The organism is Thioalkalivibrio sp. XN279 (assembly GCF_011089885.1).
GTDB lineage: Bacteria > Pseudomonadota > Gammaproteobacteria > Steroidobacterales > XN24 > XN24.
The window spans coordinates 51,702-74,542 of the sequence record NZ_JAANBD010000006.1 but is presented as its reverse complement, the minus strand read 5'-3'; the positions used below and the strand labels follow the sequence as shown (position 1 = coordinate 74,542).

The following is a 22,841-nucleotide window of genomic DNA, read 5'->3' as shown; positions in this document are numbered from 1 at the left end:
CGGGCGTCCTCACCCGGCCGCGATCACGCGCAGGATCTGGCCGCACAGCCAGGCGCCGTAGGTGCCGACGGCATAACCCAGCACCGCCAGCAGCACGCCCACCGGCGCCAGCGAGGGATGGAAGGCCGAGGCCACCACCGGCGCCGAGGCCGCGCCGCCGACATTCGCCTGGCTGCCGACCGCGAGGTAGAACAGCGGCGCCTTGATCAGCTTGCCGACGATCAACAGCAGCGCGGCGTGGAAGCCGATCCAGATCATGCCCACGGCAAACAGGCCCGGGTTGGACAGCACGGCGGTGATGTCCATTTGCATGCCGATGCTGGCGACGAGGATATAGAGGAACGCAGAGCCCACGGTGGACGCGCCGGCGCCCTCGAGCTTGCGCGCCGGGGTGAAGGACAGTACCAGCCCGCCGGTGGTGGCGATCACCACCAGCCAGAAGAAGCCGCTGGTGAGGCTGAAGCGGTCCAGTCCCGGCGCCGTCGCGGCGATCCAGGGTGCAAGGGTGTCGGCGCCGAGGTGCGCCACGGCGGTGACGCCGAAACCGATGGCGGCGAGGAACATCAGGTCGGCGAGGCGCGGGATGCGCGCATGCTGGGCGTGGTACAGCTCGATGCGATGCTTGAGGTCCTCGATGGCCGTGGTGTCGGCGCCGGTGCGGGCGTCGATCTCCTTCGCCCGCGAGGCGAAGAACAGCAGGATGGCGAGCCAGACACTGGCGCACAGCACGTCCACCGCGATCATCTGGCCGAACAGGTTGTCGCCGACGTCGAACACTTCTTTCATCGCCGCCTGGTTGGCGCCGCCGCCGATCCAGCTCCCCGCGATGGTGGTCATGCCGCGCCACACGGCATCCGGGCCGTCGCCACCCACCGTCTCAGGGGAGATCGCGCCGACCACCAGCAGCGCCAGCGGGCCGCCGACGATGATGCCGAAGGTCCCGGTGAAGAACATGATCACGGCCTTGTTGCCGAGGCGCGCCACGGCCGGCAGGTCGATGGACAGCGTCAGCAGGACCAGGCAGGCGGGCAGCAGGTAGCGCGAGGCGACGAAGTACAGGTTCGAGGCCTTGCCGTCGATGATGCCGAAGGTGTTCAGCAGCGAGGGCAGGAAGTAGCACAACAGCAGCGCGGGGACATAGGTGTAGAAGCGCTGGAAGAAGGGGATACGGCTTTGCTGGGTCCAGAAAACGCCGCCGAGGATCAGGGCCAGCAGCCCGAGCACGACGGCGTCGTTGGTGATCAGTGGTCCGTCCGACATCGCTTCCCCCTCGAGCGCGTGGTCGGGCGATTCTACCTGAGCGATGCCACGGGAGCGCCCGGCGCGGTATGCTGCCGCGGCCCGAGCGACGAGACCGAACCCATGCCCGAACTCGCCGATCCCCTGCGCCTGCCGTGCGGCGCAACCCTGCCCAACCGCATTGCCAAGGCCGCCATGACCGAGGGCCTGGCGGCAGCCGACGACCAGGCCAACGAGCGCCACGCGCGCCTCTACCGCCGCTGGGCGTCCGGCGGCGTCGGACTCTCGATCACCGGCAACGTGATGGTGGACCGGCGCTGGCTGGAGCGGCCGGGCAATGTGGTCATCGAGGACCGCCAGGGCTGGGCGGCGTTGGCGGCCTGGGCGAAGGCGGGGACGGCGGCCGGCAACCACTTGTGGATGCAGATCAGCCATCCCGGACGCCAGTGCTCGAAGATGAGTTCCTCGCAGCCGGTCTCGGCCTCGACCGAGGGCCTGGACCTGCTCGGGCTGTTCGCGCGCCCGCGCGCGCTCACCGGCGCGGAGATCCAGGACGTCATCCAGCGCTTCGCCACCACCGCCGCCATTGCGCGCGAGACCGGCTTCACCGGCGTGCAGGTGCACTCCGCCCATGGTTATTTGCTGGCGCAGTTCCTCTCACCGGTCACCAACAAGCGCGAGGACGAGTGGGGCGGGCCGCTGGAGAACCGCGCCCGGCTGTTGCTCGAAATCGTGCGCGCCACGCGCCGCGCGGTTGGCGACGACTTCCCGGTGGGGGTGAAGCTCAACAGCGCCGACTTCCAGAAGGGCGGCTTCGACCTGCCGGATTGCGTGCAGGTGGCGCGCTGGCTGGCGGAGGAGAAGATCGACCTGCTGGAAGTCTCCGGCGGCACCTACGAGCAGCCCAAGCTGTTCGGTTACGAGGGCCGGGCCGAGACCGCGGCCGAGCCGCAGCGCGCCAGCACCCGCCGGCGCGAGGCCTACTTCCTCGACTACGCGCGCGAGATCCGCGCCGCCTATCCGCTACCCATGATGGTCACCGGCGGGTTCCGCACCCGCGCGGCCATGGCCGAAGCGCTGGCCGCGGATGAGCTGGACGTGGTGGGCCTGGGCCGGCCGGTCTGCATCGACCCGGATCTGCCGGGGCGCCTGGCCGCCGGCACGGTCGAGGCCGCCACGCCGCCGCCGTCGCTGCGTTTCGGCCAGTCCCGCTGGGCCGGGCCGGCCAGCCCGCTGATGCTGATGAAGTTCATGAACGTGCAGGGCGAGATGGCCTGGTATTACCGCCAGATCCTGCGGCTGGCCGACGGGCTGCCGCCGGACCCGTCCATCAGCATCGGCGCCGCGCTGGCGGCGCATGCGCGCGACGAGCTCAGGCTTTCGCGCGCCAGGGGCCGGCACGGTTAGAATGCGTCCATTCAGAATCTTTCCGGAGCCCATGCCATGAGCCAGGACGACAAGGACAAGAATGCGCTGAGCGCGCAGATGAAGGCGATCATGAATCGCTACCAGTCGCTGGGCGACGTGCCCGGCGGCGCGGCCGGCCAGGGCCAGCACGGCCAGCTCAAGTTCCGCATGGAGAAGCCGCCGGCGGAGGAGGACCAGCGCGAGCAGGAAGAGATCGACCGCGAGTTCCGCGCCGTGGTCGACAAGTTCATAGCGCTCGCCAACGAGCAGATGGAAAGCGTGAAGCGCGAGCACGTCAGCATGGCGCTGCTCTATGCCGCGGCCCGTTTCAACTCCTTCGTGGTCGCAGCGCATGCGGGCAACCTGGACAAGTACCGGACCGATCGCCCGACGGCGATGAAGTTCTTCAAGGGCGAGTACGACCGCATGCTGGCGGAGAACCTGCAGGACTACGAGCGGATCTTCGAGCACGGCTGACGATCCCGGCCGGCAGCCTCTGCCGGTAATTTCACCCGGCCAGGGGCTTGCGCAGCAGCGCCACGTCGTCGCCGAGCAACTCCAGCTCGGCCTGCCAGCGCGCCGCCAGCCAGGCGAAGCTTTGCTCAGCAAAGAACCCGATGTGCGTGGGGTCGCGGCGGTAATGCCAGTGCGCGAACTCGGCCAGCGCGGGCACCCGCCGGGTCATGACGGCGAGCCAGCCGCCCGGGCGCAGCAGGCTCCACAGGCGCCCGAGTTCCGTCGCCGGCTGGTGCAGATGCTCCAGCACCTCGGTGGCGGTGATGAAATCCCACTCGCGCGAGAACACGCTCGCATCCGGCGCGAACTGCGGGTCGTACAGGGACACCGAGAAACCGGCCTCGGCCAGCATCGCCGCCAGCGCGGGCTCGGGGCCGCAGCCGAAGTCGAGGCCCGACGCCGGCGGCTGCAGCCGTTCCAGCAGGGGGGTCGCGAGATGGGAGAGCCAGGTGCGGTAACCGGGATCGTCCACGGCGTTCCGGTGCGTGAGGTAGTAGGCGCGCTCGGCCTCGAGGGGAAGTCGCTGCGCCGCGGGCACGTGGACGAAGCCACAGTGCCCGCAGCGCAGATAGTCCCTGCTGCCGTCAGCGAACCACGGCGCGGCGACGCCGCCGCACAGCAGGCAGACGTCGCCGTTAAAGGGGACGCCCGTCGGCATCCAGCACGGTGACCTCGCCGAGGTCCAGCGCCCGCACCTGTGGCTCGATCTGCTCCAGGTCGCCGACCACCACCCAGGTGAGCGTGTCCACGTCCAGTGTCTTCGCCGCCTCGCGCACCTGCTCCAGCGTCATGGTCTGGATGCGCTCCTGCTCGCGCAGGACCTGGTCGTCGGGCCAGCCGTAGGCTTCGATGCTGCTAAGGGCGCCGAGCACCGCTGAGGCGGTCTCGTACCGCCCGGGCAGGCTGCGGATGCGGTTGGCACGGATCTTCTCCAGCTCGTCGGCCTCGGCCGGGCGCTCGCCGGTGAAGGCCTCCAGCTCGGCGATCAGTTCGCGGATCGAGTCGCCGGTGCGCGCGATCTCTACCGGCGCCAGGATGTACCAGGGCCGCTGGCCCCTGGCGCCGGAGGTCGAGCTGCGCACGCCGTAGGACCAGCCCTTGTCCTCGCGCAGGTTCATGTTGATGCGCGAGGTGAAGGAGCCGCCGAAGACGCCGTTGGCGATGTCGAGTTCCAGCGACGCCGGGTCGGCGGAGGAAATCACCAGCTGCGCGGCGATGATGTTGGCCTGGGGCGAGCCCGGCTGGTCGACCAGGAACACGCGCGGCCGGTCCGGCCGTGCCACGGTGGCGATGTTCTTCTGCGGCAGCGGGGCGGCGGGCGCCTCCCAGTCACCGAAGTGCTTCTCCAGCAGCGGCACGATTTCGCCCATGGTGATGTCGCCCACCACGATGAAACGCGCGTTGTCGGGCCGCATCCAGTCGCGGTGGAAGCCGACAAGGTCTTCCCGCGTGAGGCTGGCGATCGCCTCCTCGGTGCCTGTGCCGCTGAAGGGAATCGCGTAGGCGTGGCCCTCGCCGTACAGCAGCGGCGGCACCAGGCGCAGCGCGACGCTCTGCGGACGGGTCTTCTCCTGGGCGATACCGGCCAGCCACTGGCGGCGCACGCGTTCGATTTCGGCCTCGTCGAAGCGCGGCCGCAGTGCCACGTCGGCAAACAGCGCCAGCGAGGGATCGAGGCGATCCTTAAGGGCGTTCAGCGACACCGAGGCGGTGTCCAGTCCGGCGCCCGCGCCGATGAAGGCCCCTTCGGACTCGATGGCCGCCGCCAGCTCCAGGGTGTCACGCTTGCCCGCGCCCTGGTCGAGCATGTTCATTGCGAAGCTGGCAGTGCCCAGCTTGCGCCCCACGTCGGCGGCGTAGCCGGCGTCGAACTGCAGCTGCACCTGTACCACCGGAATCTCCCGGCGCTCGGCCAGCACCACCTCGATGCCGTTCTGCAGCGTGGCGCGCTGCAAAGCGGGGAAGCTGACCTGCGGAAATTCGGTGACCTCGGGTACGCCCTGGCTGCGGTCCACGTCGCTGCTCACGGCGGCGTGCTGCGCGAAGGGCAGGATGGTCAGGGTGTGGTCGCCCTGGGCGAGACGTGCGCGGGCGGCTGCGCGCACATCGGCGGTGCTCGCCGCCTGGATGCGCTCGGCGCTGGCGCGGAAGCAGCCCGGGTCGCCGGTGTAGACGGCGCAACCGGCGAGCACGTCGGACTTGCCCCCGAAGCCGCCGACGCGCTCCACGCCGCGGATGAAGCCCGCCTGGAAGCGGGTCTTGGCCTGCGCCAGCTCGGCGCGGGTCGGGCCCTGGTCGAGGAACTTCGCCACTTCCTCGTCGATGATGGCCTCGACCTGCGCAGGGTCGACGCCGTCCTTGGCGGTGGCCACGATCATGAATACGCCGGACAGCTCCAGCGGCATGGCGCTGGCATACACGCCGGAGACCAGCTGTTCCTGGTGCACCAGCCTGGCCTGCAGGCGCGACGAGGCGCTGCCGCCGAGGATCTGCGCCGCGAGGGCGAGGTGATCGGCCTCGGCGCTGCCGTAGTTGCCCATGTTCCAGGTGCGGTAGATACGCGCCTGGGCGACGCGGTCCTGCATGGTCTCGCGCGTGGACTCGGTGCGCGCGGCGATCCACTTCTCGGGACGTGTCAGCGGAGGGCCGGCCGGGATGTCGCCGAAGTAACGCGTGACCTTCTCGCGCGCCGTCGGCACGTCGATGTCGCCGGCCAGCACCAGCACCGCGTTGTTCGGGCCGTACCAGGTCCTGAACCAGTCCTTGACGTCGTCCAGGGTGGCGGCGTCGAGGTCCTCCATGGAGCCGATGGGCATCCATGAATAGGGGTGACCCTCGGGATAGCCGGCCTCGAACAGCCGGTCCCAGGACTGGCCGTAGGGCTGGCCGTCGCGCTGGCGCTTCTCGTTCTTCACCACGCCGCGCTGCTCGTCCAGTCGTTCCTGCGTGATCGCGCCCATGAAATGGCCCATGCGGTCCGATTCCATCCACAACGCCATGTCCAGCGCCGTGGTGGGCACGTTCTGGAAATAATTGGTGCGGTCGAAGCTGGTGGTGCCGTTCTGGCCGGTGGCGCCGACCTGCTCGAAAGGCTTGAAGTACTCGTCGTTGTAATTCTCCGAGCCCTGGAACATGAGGTGCTCGAAGAGATGGGCGAAGCCGGTGCGACCCTCGGGCTCGTTCTTGGAGCCGACGTGGTACCAGATGTTCACCGCCACGATCGGCGCCTTGCGGTCCGTGTGCACGATGACGCGCAGCCCGTTGTCGAGGGTGAACTCTTCATAGGGGATGTCTACCGCGGGCGCGGCGCCGGCTGCCAGCGGCAGCGCCAGCGACAGCGCCAGGACGGCCAGGAGGCGGTTGAGCCTGGTAACCATGGCAACACTCTCTCGGATCAGAATTTGACTGTGCGGGGCGTTTCGTCGCTCCGATGGCGGCCGGATTCCTCCGGCCGGCCGGAACCGGGACGGGCGCCGCCTTGCGGCGACGCCCGTCCGGCAGGGATCACTCGCCCGCGGTCAGGCCGCGGCGCTCGAGCAGGTGGCGAATCTCGGGATCACGACCCGCGAAATCACGATACAGGTCCATCGCTTCCTTGCTGCCGCCACGGGACAGCAGGGTGGCGCGGAAGTGCTCGCCGTTCTCGCGCTTCATGCCGCCATTCTCCTTGAACCAGGCTACGGCGTCGGCATCCAGCACTTCGCTCCAGATGTAGGAGTAGTAGCCGGCGGAGTAGCCGCCCATGATGTGAGAGAAGTAGGTGCTGCGATAGCGCGGCGGCACCGGCGCGAAGTTCATGCCCGTCTCGGCCAGCACCTGCTTTTCAAACGCTATGGTGTCGGTCGGGACCTTGCCCGCGGCACGCTGGTGCCAGGCCTGGTCGAGCAGCGAGGCCGCCACGTACTCGGTGGTGCGGTAGCCCTCGTTGAACTGTTGCGCTTCCAGCGCCTTCTGCAGCATCTCCTTCGGCAGCAGTTCGCCGGTCTCGTAGTGCCGCGCGTAGTTGGCCAGCACTTCCGGCCAGTCCGCCCACATCTCGTTCACCTGCGAGGGGAACTCGACGAAGTCGCGCGGCACGCTGGTGCCGGAGAAGCGCGGGTAGCGGACGTTGGAGAACAGGCCGTGCAGGGCGTGGCCGAACTCGTGGAACATCGTGGTGACCTCGTCGAAGGTCATCAGGGTGGGCTCGCCCTCGGGCGGCTTGGGGATGTTCTGGTGGTTGGCGACCACGGGCATCGTGCCCAGCAGGCCCGACTGCGGCACGTAGGCGTTCATCCAGGCGCCGCCCCGCTTGGAGTCGCGGGCATAGAAGTCGCCGATGAAGATGCCCAGCGGCTTGCCGTCGGCCTCGAACACTTCCCAGGCGCGCGCGTCGGGGTGGTACAGCGGCAGGTCGGGGCGCGGCTTGAAGGTCAGGCCGAAGACCTTGTTGGCGGCATAGAAGACGCCGTTGTTGAGCACGCTCTCGAGTTCGAAGTAGGCACGCAGCTCGGCCGGGTCGAGGTCGTAGCGGGCCTGCTTCACCTGCTCGGCGTAGAAGTCCCAGTCCCAGGCCTGCAGCTGGAAGTCGCCGCCCTGGGCGTCGATCAGCGCCTGGATGTCGGCTGCTTCCTTGCGGGCGTTGGCGACCGCGGCCGGGGCCAGGCCGGCGAGCATCGCGTTGACCGCCGCCGGCGTGCCGGCGGTGGCGTTTTCCAGCACGTAGGCTGCGTGGCTGTCGTAGCCGAGCAGTGCGGCGTGCTCCGCGCGCAGCGCGGCCACGCGCGCCACGACCGGGCGATTATCGTGCTCGTTGTCACGCGCGCCGCGGTTCACCGAGGCCTCGTGGATACGCTGGCGCAGCGCGCGGTTGGTGAGCAGCGCGAGGGGCGGCTGGCCGGAGGTGTTCTGCAGCGAGATGAGGTACTTGCCCTCGTGGCCGCGGGCAGTCGCAGCGGCGGCGGCGGCGCGGATCTGCGCGTCGGAGAAGCCGTCCAGCTCCGCGGCGGTGTCCACGATGACGGCCGAGTCCAGGGTCTCGCGCAGCACGTTCTGGGCGAAGGTCGTGCCCAGCGAGGCGAGTTCGGCGTTGATCGCGCGCAGCTTGTCCTTGTCCTCCTCGGAGAGGCGGGCGCCGGCGCGCACGAAGTCGATGTAGTAGCGCTCCAGGAGGCGCAGTGACTCGGGGTCCAGGCCCAGCTCGTCACGCTCGGCGTGCAGTGCCTCTACGCGCGCGAACAGCTTGGGGTTGAGGAAGATGGCGTCGCGGTGCGCAGCGAGCTGCGGCGACACGGTCTTCTGCACATCCTGCATGGCCGGGTTGGTATGGGCCGAGTTCAGGTTGAAGAACACGCGCGACACGCGGGCGAGGACCTCGCCGGTCTGCTCCATCGCGACGATGGTGTTCTCGAAGGTCGGCGCCTGCGGGTTGTTGGCGATGGCCTCGATCTGGGCCAGTTCTTCCGCCATGCCGCGCTCGAAAGCCGGCAGGTAATGCTCGTCGCGGATCTGGTCGAACGGCGGCACCTTGTAGGGCAGGGTGCTCGCGGCAAAAAACGGGTTGGCGGCGGCCGTGTCGACCGCGGCCGGCTGCTCGGCCGCAACGACGTGCGTGGCGCCGGCGCCGAGCACGGCGGCTGCGGCGAGAGCGAAGGGAAGCGCGAAAAGTCGGCTCATGCGTGGTCTCCTGAAGTGGTCCCGGGTCTTGGCGCCCGGCGCGGAAAAACGGCCATTCTAACCGCTCGAGGCTGTTTTTCCCTCTGTTATAGTCGGCGCCATGTCCCCTGCCGCCGTCCTCGAGGGCCTCAACGAGGCCCAGCGCCGTGCCGTGACTCATGCTGCGCCGCAGCGTGAGGGGCGCGACCTGGGCGCGGGGCCGTTGCTGGTGATCGCCGGCGCGGGGACCGGCAAAACCATGACCCTCGCGCATCGAGTCGGACACCTGGTGCTGGCGGGAGTTCCGCCGGCCCGCATCCTGCTGCTCACCTTCAGCCGCCGCGCCGCCCGCGAGATGACGCGGCGCGCCCGGCGGGTCGTGGGCCAGGCGCTGGCGGACGAAGGCCGGGGCGAGCTGGTGAAAATGCCCTGGGCGGGCACCTTTCATTCCGTGGCCAACCGACTGCTCAGGGAATACGCATCCAACCTGGGGCTGGACGCCGGGTTCTCGGTGCTGGACCGGGGTGATGCTGCCGACCTCATGGACGTGGCGCGCCAGGACCTCGGGCTGGCGGACGGGCGGCGGCGCTTCCCGCGCAAGGACACTTGCCTCGCCATCTACTCGCGCGTGGTCAACTCCCGCGCCGGGCTGGCGGATTGCCTCGAGGCGCACTGGCCCTGGTGCACGGAATGGGCCGACGAGCTGCGCACGCTGTTCGGGCGCTATGTCGAGCTCAAGCAGGCCGGCAGCCTGCTGGACTACGACGACCTGCTGTTGTGGTGGCACGCCCTGATGGCATCGTCGGCGCTGGCGGCGGCGGTGGGCGAGCGCTTCGACCACGTCCTGGTGGACGAGTACCAGGACACCAACGTGCTGCAGGCGGAGATCCTGCTGCGACTGAAACCGGACGGCCGCGGCCTCACGGTAGTCGGCGATGACGCCCAGAGCATCTATTCCTTCCGCGCAGCCGAGGTGGAGAACATCCTGCGTTTCCCCGGCCAGTTCGAGCCGCCGGCGGAGGTCGTCGCGCTGGAGGAGAACTACCGCTCGGTGCAGCCGGTGCTCGATGCCGCCAATGCCCTGATGCGCGGCGCCGAGCGGCAGTTCCGCAAGGCGCTGCGCTCGGCGCGACCTTCGGCGCAGAAGCCGTTCTACGTTACGGTGCAGGACGACGAGGCCCAGGCCGATTACGTCATCAAGGCCATTCTCGCTGCGCGCGAGGCCGGACAGCTGCTGCGGCACCAGGCCGTGCTGTTCCGCGCCAGTCATCACAGTGACCGGCTCGAACTGGAACTCGTGCGGCAGAACATCCCCTTCGTGAAATACGGCGGACTGAAGTTCCTCGAGGCCGCGCACGTGAAGGATCTCCTCGCCGTGCTGCGCTGGGCCGACAACCCGAAGAACCGGATTGCGGCCTTCCGCTGCCTGCAGCTGTTGCCGGGCATCGGCCCGGCCATGGCGGCGAAAGCCTTCGGCTGGCTGGAATCGCACGGTTTCGCGCCGCAATCGCTGGCATCATGGCCGCCGCCGCCGGCCGCGGCGCCCTACTGGGGCGGGCTGGTGGCGCTGCTGGCCGAGGCCGGGGCGGGCGCCGGCGACTGGCAGGCACAGGTCGGACGCGCGCGCGAGTGGTACCGGCCCCAGCTGGAGCGCATCTACGAGGAATGGCCGGTGCGCCTCGGCGATCTCGAGGCGCTGGAGCAGATCGCGGCGAAATTCGCCACGCGCGAGCAGTTCCTCACCGAGCTGTCGCTCGACCCGCCGCAGGCTACCGGCGACCTCGCCGGGCCGCCGCTCATGGACGAGGACTACCTGGTGCTGTCGACCATCCACTCCGCCAAGGGCCAGGAGTGGGACTCGGTGTACATTCTCAACGTCGCGGACGGCAACTTTCCCTCGGAGTTCGCCACCGGCAAGCCGGCGCTGATCGAGGAAGAGCGGCGGCTGTTGTACGTGGCCATGACGCGCGCGAAGTCGGCGCTGCACCTGGTCGCGCCGCTGAAGTACTGGGTGCCGCAACAGCCGCGGCACGGCGACCGGCACGTGTATGGTGCGCGCAGCCGGTTCATCGACGAGGCGATGATGGCGACCATGGAGGCGCGCTTCCATGGCGGCGCGGAACCCGGGACCGGCGCGACGGCGCGGCCGGCGGAAGTGATCGACGTAGCGGCGCGCATGCGCAATATGTGGTGAGGACGACACTATGAGCATTCTCGGCATCGATGTGGGCGGCTCCGGCATCAAGGGCGCGCCCGTGGACCTGGCCAGCGGGAGCCTCGTGACGGAACGGCACAAGATGCTCACGCCGCAGCCCGCCACGCCGATGGCGGTGTCCGCCGCGGTGGCCGAGGTCCAACGCCGCTTCGGGCCGGCCGCGCGCGTCGGGGTGGCCGTGCCGGCGGTAGTCAAGCACGGCGTGGCGTACACGGCGGCAAACATCGATCCCGAGTGGGTCGGCTGCGACATCCAGCGCCTGTTCTCGGTCGCCCTCGGGGCCCCGGTCACCGTGCTCAACGACGCCGACGCCGCCGGCCTGGCGGAGATGCGCTACGGCGCCGGGCGCGAAGTGCAGGGCACGGTGGTCATGCTGACGCTCGGCACCGGCATCGGCAGCGCCGTGTTCCTCGACGGCCGGCTGGTGCCGAACACGGAGTTCGGCCACATGGAGATCCGTGGCGATGAGGCGGAACATCGCGCCTCGGCCCAGGCGCGCAAGAATGATCACCTGTCATGGACCAAGTGGGCTGCGCGCGTCTCCCAGGTGCTGGTCGCGCTCGAACAGTTGGTGTGGCCGGACCTGTTCATTATCGGTGGCGGCGTCAGCCGCAAATCCGACAAGTTTCTCCCGCTGCTCAAGTGCCAGACCCGCGTGGTGCCGGCGGCGCTGGGCAACGACGCGGGGATCGTGGGCGCCGCGCTGGCCGCCGCGGAGAGCTGAACGCGGGATGAAAGGGCTGGCCGCAGTCTTGTTGCTGCTGGTCGCAGGCTACGCTCTGCTCGTCGCCATGCTATGGATGCGGCAGGGAAGCATGCTTTTTCTTCCCTCCATACCGTCTCGTGAAATGGCGGCCACGCCGGCTGCCGTGGGGCTCGAGTATGAGCCTGTGGAGATCGCGACCAGTGACGGCGAGACCCTGCACGGCTGGTTCCTGCCCGCATCCGGGGAGCGCGCCGTGGTGCTGTTCTTCCATGGCAATGCCGGGAACATCTCCCACCGGCTGGAGTCGCTGCGAATCTTTAATTCCCTCGGCTTGTCGGTGCTGATTTTCGATTACCGCGGCTATGGCCTGAGCTCGGGCCGCCCGTCCGAGCAAGGGACTTACCAGGACGCGCACGCCGCCTGGCAGCATCTTGTCGATCACCGTGGGGTCGACCCGCAAAGGATCATCCTGTTCGGACGTTCGCTCGGGGGCGCAGTGGCCACCTGGCTGGCGGTGCAGCAAACGCCGCGCGCGCTGATCGTCGAGTCGACGTTCCGCTCCGTGCCGGATCTTGCTGCGGAAATCTACTGGTTCCTTCCTGTGCGCCGGCTGGCTCGGATCGAGTATCCCGTCGAGCGGCTCATTGGCGAGGTGAGCGCACCGGTGCTCATCGCGCACAGCCGCGATGACGAGATCATCCCCTTCAGTCATGCCGAGGCGTTGCATGCCGCGGCCGGCATGCGCAGCCAGATGCTGGTGTTCGGCGGCGATCACAACACGGGTTTTCTGCGCCACGAGGCTCGCTACCGGGCGGGGCTGGACGAGTTCCTGTCCCGCCTCGGACTGCGGTAGTTGCTCAGCTCGCCGATCCCGAGGCTCGCTTGCCGGTGTGCCGCCGGCGCAGGGTGCGGCGCAGCCATGCCATGCCCGCAACGATGAGCACCACCACTATGGTGAGCAGTCCGAGGGTGCCCGGCTCGGGGTTGCGCAGGGTGGCGAGAATGCGGTCGATGAACACCGCGATGGCGATGATGCCCGGGCCCATGCCGAGGACCGTGCCGAGCAGGTAGTCGCGCAGGCTGATGTGCGTCGCGCCGGCGACCAGGTTGATGATGGTGAAAGGCGCTACCGGGAGCACGCGCACCGTGGTCACCGCCAGCACGCCACGCTTGCCCAGTGCGCGGCTGAGGCGGTCCAGCCGCGAGCCGGCGATGCGCCGCACGGTCGCGCGACCGATGAGCTGACCGATCCAATAGGTCACGCCCGCACCGAGCAGAGAGCCGATGGCGGCGTAAATCGCGCCCTCGACCGGTCCGAACACCAGCACCACGACCGCGATCATCAGCGTGACCGGGACCACCAGCAGCGTGCCGAGGACGAAGGCGCCGACCACCACCAGCGGCGCGGCGGGCATGGCCTTGATTGACTCCACGAGGCCGGCGAGCCTCGACGGCGCCAGCCATTCCCCGAGCTCGGTCCAGCGCCAGGCGGCCGCCAGGGTGATGAACAGGGCCAGCAGGCCGCCCGCGAGCAGCACGCGCCCGATCTTGGAGGCCTGGGTCTCCGAGGGCAGCAGCCGCGCGGCCAGCCTGGCCGGCTCGATCGGCGTCTCGGGATCGATTATGTGGCCTTCGGGGATGACGGCGTCCATGCTCTCTGAAAGCTCGGGCTCCAGGGGTGCCAGGGTCCGGCCCTCGCCGCTGAGCGCACTGATGCTACGCAGGAGCGAACCGGTTTCCTGCTCCGTTCGCGCCACCTCGTCCGCAGAGGTGTCCAGATGCTCTGCGAGCAGGCGCTGGCGCAGTCTGCGGATGGCGCGCCGGATGCGTTCTTCGCCGCCGGACTCGATGGCGAGATTGCACTCGGTGTCGAAGCCCATGGAACGGTTGTTCAGGTTGGCGGAGCCGATGCTGAGCAGGTCGTCGTCCATCACCAGCACCTTGGAATGGACGTTGAGGTAGCCGTCCCCAGGTCGTCCGAGATCCGGGTAGTAGGTGCAGTAGCGATCCTCGGGCGCCGTTTCGCGTAGTTGGCGGTGCAGTCGCGCGCGCATCACGCCGATGGTGAATTCTTCCAGCCAGCTGTTGTCGTCGCTGCGCGTCACCAGCGCGATTTCCGGCCCCTCCGGCTCGGCCAGGCGCTCCGCCATCGCGTTCGCCAGCGAGGCGGCGCTGAAGTACTGGTTCTCGAGGTACAGCTGCTTGCGCGTGGCGGCGATGGCATCGAGGTGCAGTTGCTTGATTTCCTGCACCTCCTCCCAGTCCTCGTACCTCGGCTCGGTGCGCGCGATGGCCACCTCGACGTCCTCGACATCCGGGACCAGCGTGCCGGGCCAGCGGTCCGGTGCGCGCTTTACCCGCGGCCGCTTGAGCTGCTTGCCCGTGGCGCGGCGCCAGCGCTCTCGCGCCAGTTCGCCCAGCGCCGCCGCCGCCTGGCCGTCGACCGCCATCTGCACGTCGTGAAATGGCGGGCAGGGATCGCCCGAGGGATGGCGCCGGCACGGATCGTCCGCGCGATGCTCGGGCGTGTCCCAGCGGCAGTGCGTCAGGTCCAGCCCGCCCACGAAGGCGACGGCGTCGTCCACGACCACCACCTTCTGGTGGTGCGAGGCGCCCACGGGGTGGCAGCCATCGAGCTCGAAATGCACCCGGCGATGGGAGCGCCAGCCGAGCTTGTAGCTGGGCAGGACCTCGCGATCGGGTGCATACAGCATCGCGAAGTCCCAGTTGAGGATATGGATGTGCAGCGAGCGCCGGCGCCGGGCCAGCGCGTCGAGGAACTCTCCGAGGGGTTCCGGCAGGCCGTCGTCCGCGCCCTCCGGGACCAGCCGCATGCGGCTGTCGATGTCCCAGGCGAGGATGTAAATCGAGCGCTCGGCTCGAGCCGCCGCGGCGCGGACCGCGGCGAAGTAATCGGCACCATCCACCAGGAACGCCACGCGATGCGCGTGTTCCTTGCGCCAGCAGTTTCTACCCGGAACGAGCAGCCCGGACTCGGCAGTCATGCCGACATTATAGGGGCTGGAAGGGGCGCCCATGCGGGGACCGCCCCTGTGCCGTTACATGTCGAGTGCCCAGGCGAAGAAGGCATACAGCTCCGCGAACTCGTCGATCAGCATGTGGCGCGGCTTGGCGCCGCCCGCGGCGTGGCCGGCACGCGTCTCGGTGCGCAGCAGGACCGGCTTGTCGCAGCCCTGGGCAGCCTGCATGGCGGCAGCGAACTTGTAGCTGTGCCATGGCACCACGCGATCGTCGAACTTCCCCGTGTGGATGATGGTGGCGGGGTAACAGGTGCCGGGCTGCACGTTGTGCACCGGTGAGTACGCCCGCTGCGCCCGGTAGTCCGACTCGATTTCCGCCAGGCCGTAGTCGCCCAGCCAGGCGCGCGCGTTGGCGCTCGGGGTGTGATAGCGCAGCATGTCGAGCACGCCGACCGCGGGCCCCGCCGCGGCGAACAGTTCCGGCCGCTGCAACTCTACCGCGCCTACCAGCAGGCCGCCGTTGCTGCGACCATAAATGGCGAGCTTTTCTGGCGCGGTCCAGCCTTCGGCGATCAGCCACTCGGCCGCGGCGATGAAATCGTCGAACACGTTCTGCTTGCGCTCGCGCGTGCCCGCCACGTGCCAGTCGGCGCCGTACTCCCCGCCGCCGCGCAGGTTGGCAATGGCCAGCACGCCGCCCAGGTCCAGCCAGCCCAGCAGGCGCAGGTCCCAGCCGGGCAGCATGGAGACGCCGAACCCGCCGTAGCCGTACAGCATGGTCGGGTTGGCGCCGTCGAGCTCAATGCCCTTGCGATGCACGATGAACATCGGCACCCGGGTGCCGTCCTTGCCGGCGAAGAAAACCTGCTTCGTCGCCAGCGTGTCGGTGTCGAGCGCAGTCGACTTCTGGTGGAAGCTCGTCACCGCGCCGGTGTCCGGCCGGAAATGGAACACCGTGCCGGGGTTGCTGAAGCTCTCGAAGGCAAAGAAGGTCTCGCTAGAGGCCGGCGAGCCGGTGAAGCCCGAGACCTTGCCGATCCCGGGCAGGGCCAGCGTTTCGCGGCTGCCGCCGTCGAGCGCGAACAGGTCGACGCGGCTCTTCGCATCTTCGAGGTAGTGCACCACGATCGTTTCGCCGACGACCGATGCGTCCTCGATCGGCAGCTCGGACTCGGGCACGACATCGCGCCAGTCGGCGGGCTCCGGGTCGGCAATATCGATCGCCACCACGCGGCCCTTCGGCGCGCCGATGTTGGTGTGGACATAAACCGTGCCGCCGACCGTGCCGAGGTAAGACGACACGCCATCCCAGCTGTCGACCAGCCGGATCACGCCGGCGCCGGGCACGTCCAGGGGCAGCAGGTAGATCCCGTTGCTGCGGTTGTTCTCGTAGACGGACAGCACGAGGTGACGGCCGTCCGAGGACATCTGGGGAAAGGGCGTGCGCGTCGGATGGTCCGTCACGGAGAAGACGTGCACGTCCTCCGCCTGCGGCGTGCCCAGAGCGTGGAACCACACCTCGGCCTGCTGGCGGTCGTCCCACTCGCCGGCTGCGTTCTGCGGATAGCGGGCGTAGTAGAAACCGGTGTTGTCACGGCGCCAGGCGGCGGAGGTGGACTTCGTTCCCTCCAGCACTTCGGGCAGGTCCTCGCCGGACTCCACGTTGCGAACGCGCCAGCTGGTCCAGTCGGAACCGCCCACGGTGGCGGCCCAGGCGATGTGCCGCGCGTCGCGGCTGACGTTCCAGCGCGCCAGCATCGTGGTGCCGTCCTCCGATAGCGTGGCCGGGTCGAGCAGCACGCGCCACTCCCCCGCCAGCCCGTCGGTCATCATGAGCCGGCTTAGCGTGGCGGTGCCGTCGTTGTACTCGAAGAAGAACCTGCCGCCGTGAACAAGTGGTGTGGTGAGGCGCTCGGTACGCCAAAGCGCGTCCAGGCGCGCGCGGATGCGGTCGTAGTCCGGCAGCTGCTGCACGAACCCGGCGGAAAACTCGTTCTGGGCGTCGATCCAGGCGTCCAGCTCCGCCGTGCCGAGATTCTCCATCCAGCGGTACGGGTCGGCCACGTCTTCGCCGAAGTACTGGTCGACGTGGTCGATGCGCCGCGTCTCCGGATAACCGGGCTGCAGCACGCCCTCGCCAGTCCCGACCGTTGCGCAACCCGCGAGCGCCAGCCCCAGGCCGACAGCAATTGCTTGCGTGAACATCAGTGTGCTCCGCCTCAGCGCAGGCCGGTTTCCTGCCTGGCGATGACCATGCGCTGGATCTCGCTGGTGCCCTCGTAGATCTCGGTGATCTTGGCGTCGCGGAAATAGCGCTCGATGGGCATTTCCTTGCTGTAGCCCATGCCGCCGTGGATCTGCACCGCCGCGTGCGTGATGAACATCGCGGCCTCGGAGGCGAACAGCTTGGCGCAGGAGGACTCGGTGGTGTTGCGCAGGCCGGCTGCGGCCGCGACCTTCTTGTTCCAGGCCGCCTTCAGCGTCAGCAGGCGGGCGGCCTCGAGGCGCATCTTCATGTCGGCGACCTTGGCCTGGATCATCTGGAAGCTGCCGATCGGCGTGCCGAAGGCATGGCGCTCGCGCACGTACTGCAGGCTCGCCTCATACGCGGCGCGGGCGATGCCCACGGCCTGGGCGGCGATGCCGATGCGGCCGGCGTCGAGGATGCTCATGGCGATCTTGAAGCCATCGCCCTCGTTGGCGATGCGGTCCTCGACCGGGCAGCGGTAGTCGGCCAGCTCGATCTCGCAGGTGGCCGAGGCGCGGATGCCCAGCTTGGGCTCGATTTTGCCGCGGTGGAAGCCGTCCTTCTCGGTGTCGATCATGAACGCCGACACGCCCTTCGGGCCGGCGGCCGGGTCGGTCATGGCGAACAGGAGGATGTACCTGGCCACTGGGCCGGAGGTGATCCAGGACTTCTTGCCGTTGATGACGTAGTGGTCGCCGTCGCGCACGGCACGGGTGCGCATGTTGGCGGCGTCCGAGCCCGACTGCGGCTCGGTCAGGGCGTAGGCCGCGAAGACCTCGCCCGAGGCCACTGGCGTCACGTACTTCTGCTTCTGCTCCTCGGTGCCGTACTGCAGGATGCCGTTGCAGTAGAGCGAGTTGTGCACCGAGATGATGGTCGAGTGGGCGGCGTCGGCGGCGGCGATCTCTTCCATCATCAGGGCGAAGCCGACCGCGTCCAGCGCCGAGCCGCCGTATTCCTCCGGCACTTCGACGCCCATGAAGCCGAGTTCGCCGGCCTTGCGCAGGGTCTCTTCCGGGAACTTGCCGCTGATGTCGAACTCGGCCGCGATGGGGACGATCTCGCGCTGGGCGAAGTCGCGGGCGGCTTCCTGGATCATGAGCTGTTCTTCGGTGAACGAGAAGTCCATGGCGGGGTCTCCGGAACGGTCGCTAAACAAGCGTTCGATTTTAACCTACGGAGGGGTCGGGCCGTGCACGGCTCCCCTCGCTCAGGAAATCTTTATATCGCTCGGTGAGCCGTGCACGTCCCGACCCGGTGGCTAGTCAACATATCGGGCGCTGGCCAGCGCTCCCGGAGACCGCATGGCCAGGTGAGTGCGAGGCCCGAGGGGGTGACGCTCGGCAGGCCGCGACGCTCGGCGGGCGCCACCTGGCGCACCCTGCTAACGACGCAGTGGCCGGGCGGACGGCTGGGCGCCTGGGGGGTCAGTCCGGCGCCTCGTAAGTGACCTCGAGCAGCAACCAGGTCTTGCGCCCCGCCGCCAGCTCCAGCGTCACCTCGTCGCCGGGGCTGCGCTTGAGGAGCGCGCGGGCGAGGGGCGCATCCATGCTGATGTACTCGGGCGCCTGGTCGAACTCGTCCGGGCCGACGATGCGGAAGCGCGCCTCTGCACCGGTCTCGTCCTCCACCGTGACCCAGGCGCCGAAGAACACCTGCTCGGTGCCGGCGGGGGTGCGGTCCACGACTTTAAGCACTGAGAGTCGCCTGCGCAGGAAACGGATGCGCCGGTCGATCCCGCCCAGCTGCTTCTTGCGGTAGATGTACTCGGCATTCTCCGAGCGGTCGCCCTCGGCGGCGGCGTCCGCCAGCGCGCGCACCACCTCGGGGCGTTCCTCGCGCCACAGCCGGTCGAGCTCGGCGCGCAGGCGGGCCGCGCCCTCGGGCGTGATGTAGGGCGAAGATTTCGGCGCCGGCGGGCGGTAGCGACTCATGCCTCGGGCGGCGTGACCGAGCGCAGCAGTTCCCCCACGGTGCAGTGGCGCTCCAGCGGATGGCGCAGCGGCGCGTCGAGGTTGAGGTGGTAGCGGTTGCGCCGGCCCTGGCGCTCGCGCCGCACCACGCCCCCGGCTTCCAGCTCCGAGACGATGCGCTGCACGGCGCGCTCGGTGATGCCGACCTGCTGGGCGACCTCGCGCAGCACCTGGTCGGGGTTCCTGGCCAGGCACACCAGCACGTGCGTGTGATTGCTGAGGAAGGTCCAGCCGGCGGCTTCTGCGGATGGAGCGCTTGCGGCGGGGGGCTTGCTTCCCCTGTTATTTTGCGTTTTACTATTCACGAAATCTACTTCGTATATATGGAGCTGCCCATGTCTGCTGTACTCGCCCCGCTCAGCTACGCCCCGATCCCGCAGAACCTGCCTGCCCGCACCGTGGCGGTCGCCGCCGGCGACGGCATCGGCCCCGAGATCACCGCCGCCGTGCTCGGCGTGCTCGCCGAGGCGGACCCGGCCCTCAGCTTCCAACAAGTCACCGTCGGGCTCAAGGCCTACGAGTCCGGCGCGGCCTCCGGCTTCGGTCCTGAGGCCCTGGATGCGGTCACCGAGCACGGCGTGATCCTGAAGGGCCCGGTGATGACCCCCTCCGGCGGCGGCTACAAGAGCGTCAACGTGTCCTTCCGCAAGCTGCTCGGCCTGTATGCCAACGTGCGGCCGAGCATCGCTTACCACCCCTTCGTGCCTTCCATGCATCCGGCCATGGACGTGGTCGTGATCCGAGAGAACGAGGAGGACACCTATGCCGGCATCGAGCACCGCCAGACCGGTGAGGTGGTGCAGTGCCTGAAGCTCATCACGCGGCCGGGCTGCGAGCGCATCTGCCGCTATGCCTTCGAGTACGCGCGCGCCCACGGCCGGCGCAAGGTCACCTGCATGACCAAGTCGAACATCATGAAACTGACCGACGGCCTGTTCCAGCAGGTGTTCGAGGAGACCGCGCGCGATTATCCGGAGATCGCCGCGGAGCACATGATCATCGACATCGGCACTGCGCGCATGGCCTCGCGCCCCGGGGGCTTTGACGTCGTGGTGACGCCCAACCTCTATGGCGACATTCTTTCCGACGTCGCCGCCGAGGTCTCCGGCTCCATCGGCCTCGCGGGCTCGGCCAACATCGGCCGCGACTGCGCCATGTTCGAGGCGGTCCACGGCTCGGCGCCCGACATCGCGGGGCGGGACATCGCCAACCCCTCCGGGCTCCTGCTCGCCGCGGTAATGATGCTGCATCACCTCGGGCGCCATGCCCCGGCGACGATGATCCACAACGCCTGGCTGCGCACGCTCGAGGACGGCATTCACACCAGCGACATCTTCCGCCCCGGCATCAGCAAGCGCCGGGTCGGCACCCAGGCCTTTGCCGCCGCGGTGAGCGAGCGGCTCGGACTGCAGCCCCACCACTTGCCGGCCGCCCGCGCCGCCGAGGCCATGCCGGCGCTGCATGTCGACAAGGTCATGGCGCCCGCCCGGCAGGCCACCAAGGAACTCGTCGGCCTCGACGTGTTCCTCCATTGGGACGAGGCGGGGCGGGATCCCGCGGTACTGGGGCGCCGCCTGGAGACGGTCCGGGCCGGCGGCCTGCAGTTCGAGCTCATCACCAACCGCGGGGTCAAGGTCTACCCGGGCGGCTGCCCGCAGACGCTGCGCTCCGACCACTGGCGCTGCCGCTTCTCCGGCGAGGCTGCTGGGGTCTCGGCGCGGGATGTGCCCGCGCTGCTGCTGCAACTGGCCGCGGCCGGACTGGACGTGGTGAAGACCGAGAACCTCTACACCTTCGACGGAGAGCCCGGCTTCTCCAGGGCGCAGGGCGCCTGAGCGGCGCCCTGACCCGCCTCAGGGCTCGTTGCTGCCCGGGTCGGGCAGGGGATGCCTTGGATCGGCCCAGCCGAGGGCGGCCAGTTCGGCGGCGACGCCCTGTGCCTCGGCCGCGCGCCCGAGCCGGGTAGTGAGCCGTGCATAGAGCGCCTTCTGCATCAGGTTCCTCACCTCGGCCTCGGGCAGCGCATCGAGCGCGGTCTGCCAGGCTGCGTGCGCCCGCTCGAGCTCGCCTGCCGCTGCCGCCGCCGACCCCAGGGTTTCGCTGACCAGCGCCGCATCCGTACCCTGGGTTCCAAGGTCGGTCTCGCCTGCCGCCAGCACGTCCCGGGCGCGTTGGGCCTGGGCCAGGGCGAGCTCGGGCCGGTCCGCCGCCAGTTCGACCAGTGCCTGCACGCGCAAGGCCAGCGCCAGCTGCCGCCGTGGCCCGGCGGCCGACGTGTCGAGTTCGACCAGTCCGTCCAGGCCGCTGATGACGGCCTGCAACTCGGCCCGGTCGGGTCCCGCCATTGTCGTGGCCACGGCGACTTCGGCGAGCTTGCGCCGCGTGCGGTAGAGCGCCAGCTCCCAGCGGGCGTTGGTCGGGTCGTGTCGAGCCAGTTCCTCGTGAATCGGCAGCGACTCGCGGAAGCGCTGCAACGCCGGCTCCACCTTGCCCTGGTACAGCAGCGTGTCGGCCAGGAAGGTGGCCATGTCGCTGGCCTGCTCGCGGTCCAGCGGGCTATCGCTCAACGCATACGCCGCCGTGGCAAATCCCATGGATTTTTCGAAGGCCGCTTCGGCCTCGGGCAGGCGCGCGAGATCCTCCAGCGTCGAACCGATCCATGACCAGCCCTCGCTGAGCATGGTGAGCAGGCGTGCGTTGTCCGGGTCGGCGTCGGACAGCACTCGCGTCGCCCCGACCGAGTCCTGGAAATACTGCAGTGCGCGCGGGAACTCGCGTTGCTGGCGCGCGATCGCGCCCAGGTTGGACAGGGCGTAGGCGAGCTCGAGCCGGTAGTCGGGATTGGCGGGGTCGCGCTCGAGCAACGTGCGCGTATGCGTCATGTAGGTCTGCATGCCCTGCGCCGCCACGTCGAGCCGGTTCTGCTCCCATCCCACGTAGCCGACCCAGAATTCGGCCTGGCCCAGTTCGAAGAGGTACCGGTCCTGCTGCGGATAATGCTCGTGCAGCGCCGCGGCGATGTCCCGCGACTCGTTGAAGGCGTCCAGCGCCTCCTGCAGCTGCCCGCGGTGAAAGCGCACTTCGCCGATCTGGCGCAGCGCCATGGCGCGCGCCAGCACCTCTTCCTCGCTACCCTTGTCGCCGAGCTCGGCGAAGTACTGCATGGCCTGTGCGCCGACGGCGTCCAGCATGTCGAGCTGGCCGAGCGGCTCGAGTCGCGCGCGCAGGTCGCCGAGCATGAAGCTGATCAGGCCTTCGGCCTGTCCGCGCCGCAGCTCGGCTTCCTCGCGCGCGAGCTGGGCATTGATCGCGAGGCCGATGGTGAGCAGCGCCACGACCGAGGCCAGCGCGGCCACGCCCGAGGCGACTCGCACCCGGCGTTGCTGGTCGCGCTGCCGCAGGGCGTCGACGCCCACGCCGAGCAGCCCCGCCGCGATCTTGAGCAAGGCCCCGCGGCGCCCGTCGGCGTGCTCGCGCGGATCGGCGGCGAGCGGCTCAGGCAGCACGGCGCCCTCGTCGTCGCGGCGCAGCGCGGGCGGGAAGGCGCAATCGCCGCTGGCGGGGTCGGGGTCGCCGGCGACCATCAGGCACAGCACCGGCCGGCCGGGTGCGAGAGAGCGGAACAGCCGGATCTCCTCGTTCACCCACCGCGACGCCGCGGCGGCGGGCGAGCAGACCACGACCAGTGCCTCGGCGCGCGCCAGCGCCGTGCGGATGGAGTCTCCGAGGTCGCCGCTGGAGGCCAGCTCTTCGCGATCGCGGAACACGGGATACAGGCGGCGCGGCAGTTCCGGCCGGGCGGCCCTGAGGCGGCTGGGTACCCGGTATCGCTCCAGTCCGCGCTGCAGCCAGCCTGCCCAGGCCTCGTCCTCGTGGCTGTAGCTGATAAATGCCCGGTAGGCGTCGCTCATGGCCTGTTGCC

16 protein-coding genes are annotated in these 22,841 nt (G+C 69.2%); 6 read left to right on the top strand and 10 right to left on the bottom strand.

Annotated elements, in window-relative coordinates:
* Positions 1–9: 9 nt before the first annotated feature.
* Entirely contained in the window at positions 10–1,260 is a 1,251-nt protein-coding gene (locus tag G8346_RS00570; RefSeq protein ID WP_166047144.1) for a DUF819 domain-containing protein, read from the bottom strand.
* Positions 1,261–1,362: 102 nt separating this feature from the next.
* Between G8346_RS00570 and G8346_RS00565 the strand changes: the two genes are divergently transcribed.
* Together G8346_RS00565 and G8346_RS00560 are read left to right on the top strand one after the other, a co-directional pair.
* On the top strand, positions 1,363–2,646 hold the full coding sequence (locus tag G8346_RS00565) for an NADH:flavin oxidoreductase/NADH oxidase family protein (protein ID WP_166047142.1): 1,284 nt from the start codon (positions 1,363–1,365) through the stop codon (positions 2,644–2,646).
* Between the two features lie 36 nt (positions 2,647–2,682).
* Complete coding sequence (locus G8346_RS00560; RefSeq protein ID WP_166047140.1) at positions 2,683–3,123, top strand: DUF3144 domain-containing protein; 441 nt, start codon at positions 2,683–2,685, stop codon at positions 3,121–3,123.
* A gap of 31 nt (positions 3,124–3,154) precedes the next feature.
* Here G8346_RS00560 and G8346_RS00555 read toward each other — a convergent pair whose 3' ends face one another.
* The 3 genes from G8346_RS00555 to G8346_RS00545 form a co-directional block, all read right to left on the bottom strand.
* Positions 3,155–3,820, bottom strand: a complete 666-nt coding sequence (locus G8346_RS00555) for a class I SAM-dependent methyltransferase (RefSeq protein ID WP_166047138.1) — start codon at positions 3,818–3,820, stop codon at positions 3,155–3,157.
* The gene (locus tag G8346_RS00550) at positions 3,798–6,539 is read right to left on the bottom strand and encodes a pitrilysin family protein (RefSeq protein ID WP_166047137.1); all 2,742 of its coding nucleotides are present in this window, start codon (positions 6,537–6,539) and stop codon (positions 3,798–3,800) included. The genes G8346_RS00555 and G8346_RS00550 overlap by 23 nt, the downstream gene beginning before the upstream one ends.
* Positions 6,540–6,666: 127 nt before the next feature.
* Positions 6,667–8,817 (bottom strand): M3 family metallopeptidase, encoded by a 2,151-nt coding sequence (locus G8346_RS00545; protein WP_166047136.1) that lies wholly within the window; start codon positions 8,815–8,817, stop codon positions 6,667–6,669.
* A gap of 100 nt (positions 8,818–8,917) precedes the next feature.
* Between G8346_RS00545 and G8346_RS00540 the strand changes: the two genes are divergently transcribed.
* The 3 genes from G8346_RS00540 to G8346_RS00530 are packed head-to-tail and all read left to right on the top strand — an operon-like array spanning position 8,918 to position 12,570.
* On the top strand, positions 8,918–10,990 hold the full coding sequence (locus G8346_RS00540; RefSeq protein ID WP_166047134.1) for an ATP-dependent helicase: 2,073 nt from the start codon (positions 8,918–8,920) through the stop codon (positions 10,988–10,990).
* 10 nt (positions 10,991–11,000) lie between these two features.
* Positions 11,001–11,735, top strand: a complete 735-nt coding sequence (gene ppgK, locus G8346_RS00535) for a polyphosphate--glucose phosphotransferase (RefSeq protein WP_166047132.1) — start codon at positions 11,001–11,003, stop codon at positions 11,733–11,735.
* Between the two features lie 7 nt (positions 11,736–11,742).
* Positions 11,743–12,570 carry an alpha/beta hydrolase gene (locus tag G8346_RS00530; RefSeq protein WP_166047130.1) on the top strand — a complete coding sequence of 276 codons (828 nt, stop codon included), beginning with the start codon at positions 11,743–11,745 and terminating at the stop codon, positions 12,568–12,570.
* Positions 12,571–12,574: 4 nt separating this feature from the next.
* Here G8346_RS00530 and G8346_RS00525 read toward each other — a convergent pair whose 3' ends face one another.
* The 5 genes from G8346_RS00525 to G8346_RS00505 all read right to left on the bottom strand — a co-directional run bounded on the left by G8346_RS00525 (position 12,575) and on the right by G8346_RS00505 (position 19,122).
* Complete coding sequence (locus tag G8346_RS00525; RefSeq protein WP_166047128.1) at positions 12,575–14,722, bottom strand: VTT domain-containing protein; 2,148 nt, start codon at positions 14,720–14,722, stop codon at positions 12,575–12,577.
* A 54-nt stretch (positions 14,723–14,776) separates the two neighbouring features.
* Positions 14,777–16,903 carry a prolyl oligopeptidase family protein gene (locus G8346_RS00520; protein ID WP_166047126.1) on the bottom strand — a complete coding sequence of 709 codons (2,127 nt, stop codon included), beginning with the start codon at positions 16,901–16,903 and terminating at the stop codon, positions 14,777–14,779.
* Between the two features lie 14 nt (positions 16,904–16,917).
* Positions 16,918–18,075 (bottom strand): acyl-CoA dehydrogenase family protein, encoded by a 1,158-nt coding sequence (locus G8346_RS00515; protein ID WP_166047124.1) that lies wholly within the window; start codon positions 18,073–18,075, stop codon positions 16,918–16,920.
* A gap of 298 nt (positions 18,076–18,373) precedes the next feature.
* Entirely contained in the window at positions 18,374–18,880 is a 507-nt protein-coding gene (gene greB / locus G8346_RS00510) for a transcription elongation factor GreB (RefSeq protein WP_166047122.1), read from the bottom strand.
* Positions 18,877–19,122 carry a winged helix-turn-helix domain-containing protein gene (locus tag G8346_RS00505; protein ID WP_206202507.1) on the bottom strand — a complete coding sequence of 82 codons (246 nt, stop codon included), beginning with the start codon at positions 19,120–19,122 and terminating at the stop codon, positions 18,877–18,879. Before G8346_RS00505 ends, greB begins: the two co-directional genes overlap by 4 nt.
* Positions 19,123–19,254: 132 nt before the next feature.
* Here G8346_RS00505 and G8346_RS00500 point away from each other — a divergent pair, with 132 nt between their 5' ends.
* Positions 19,255–20,754, top strand: coding sequence for an NADP-dependent isocitrate dehydrogenase (locus tag G8346_RS00500; RefSeq protein WP_166047118.1), 1,500 nt, complete (start codon positions 19,255–19,257; stop codon positions 20,752–20,754).
* A gap of 18 nt (positions 20,755–20,772) precedes the next feature.
* Here G8346_RS00500 and G8346_RS00495 read toward each other — a convergent pair whose 3' ends face one another.
* Positions 20,773–22,830 (bottom strand): toll/interleukin-1 receptor domain-containing protein, encoded by a 2,058-nt coding sequence (locus tag G8346_RS00495; RefSeq protein WP_166047117.1) that lies wholly within the window; start codon positions 22,828–22,830, stop codon positions 20,773–20,775.
* Positions 22,831–22,841 lie beyond the last annotated feature (11 nt).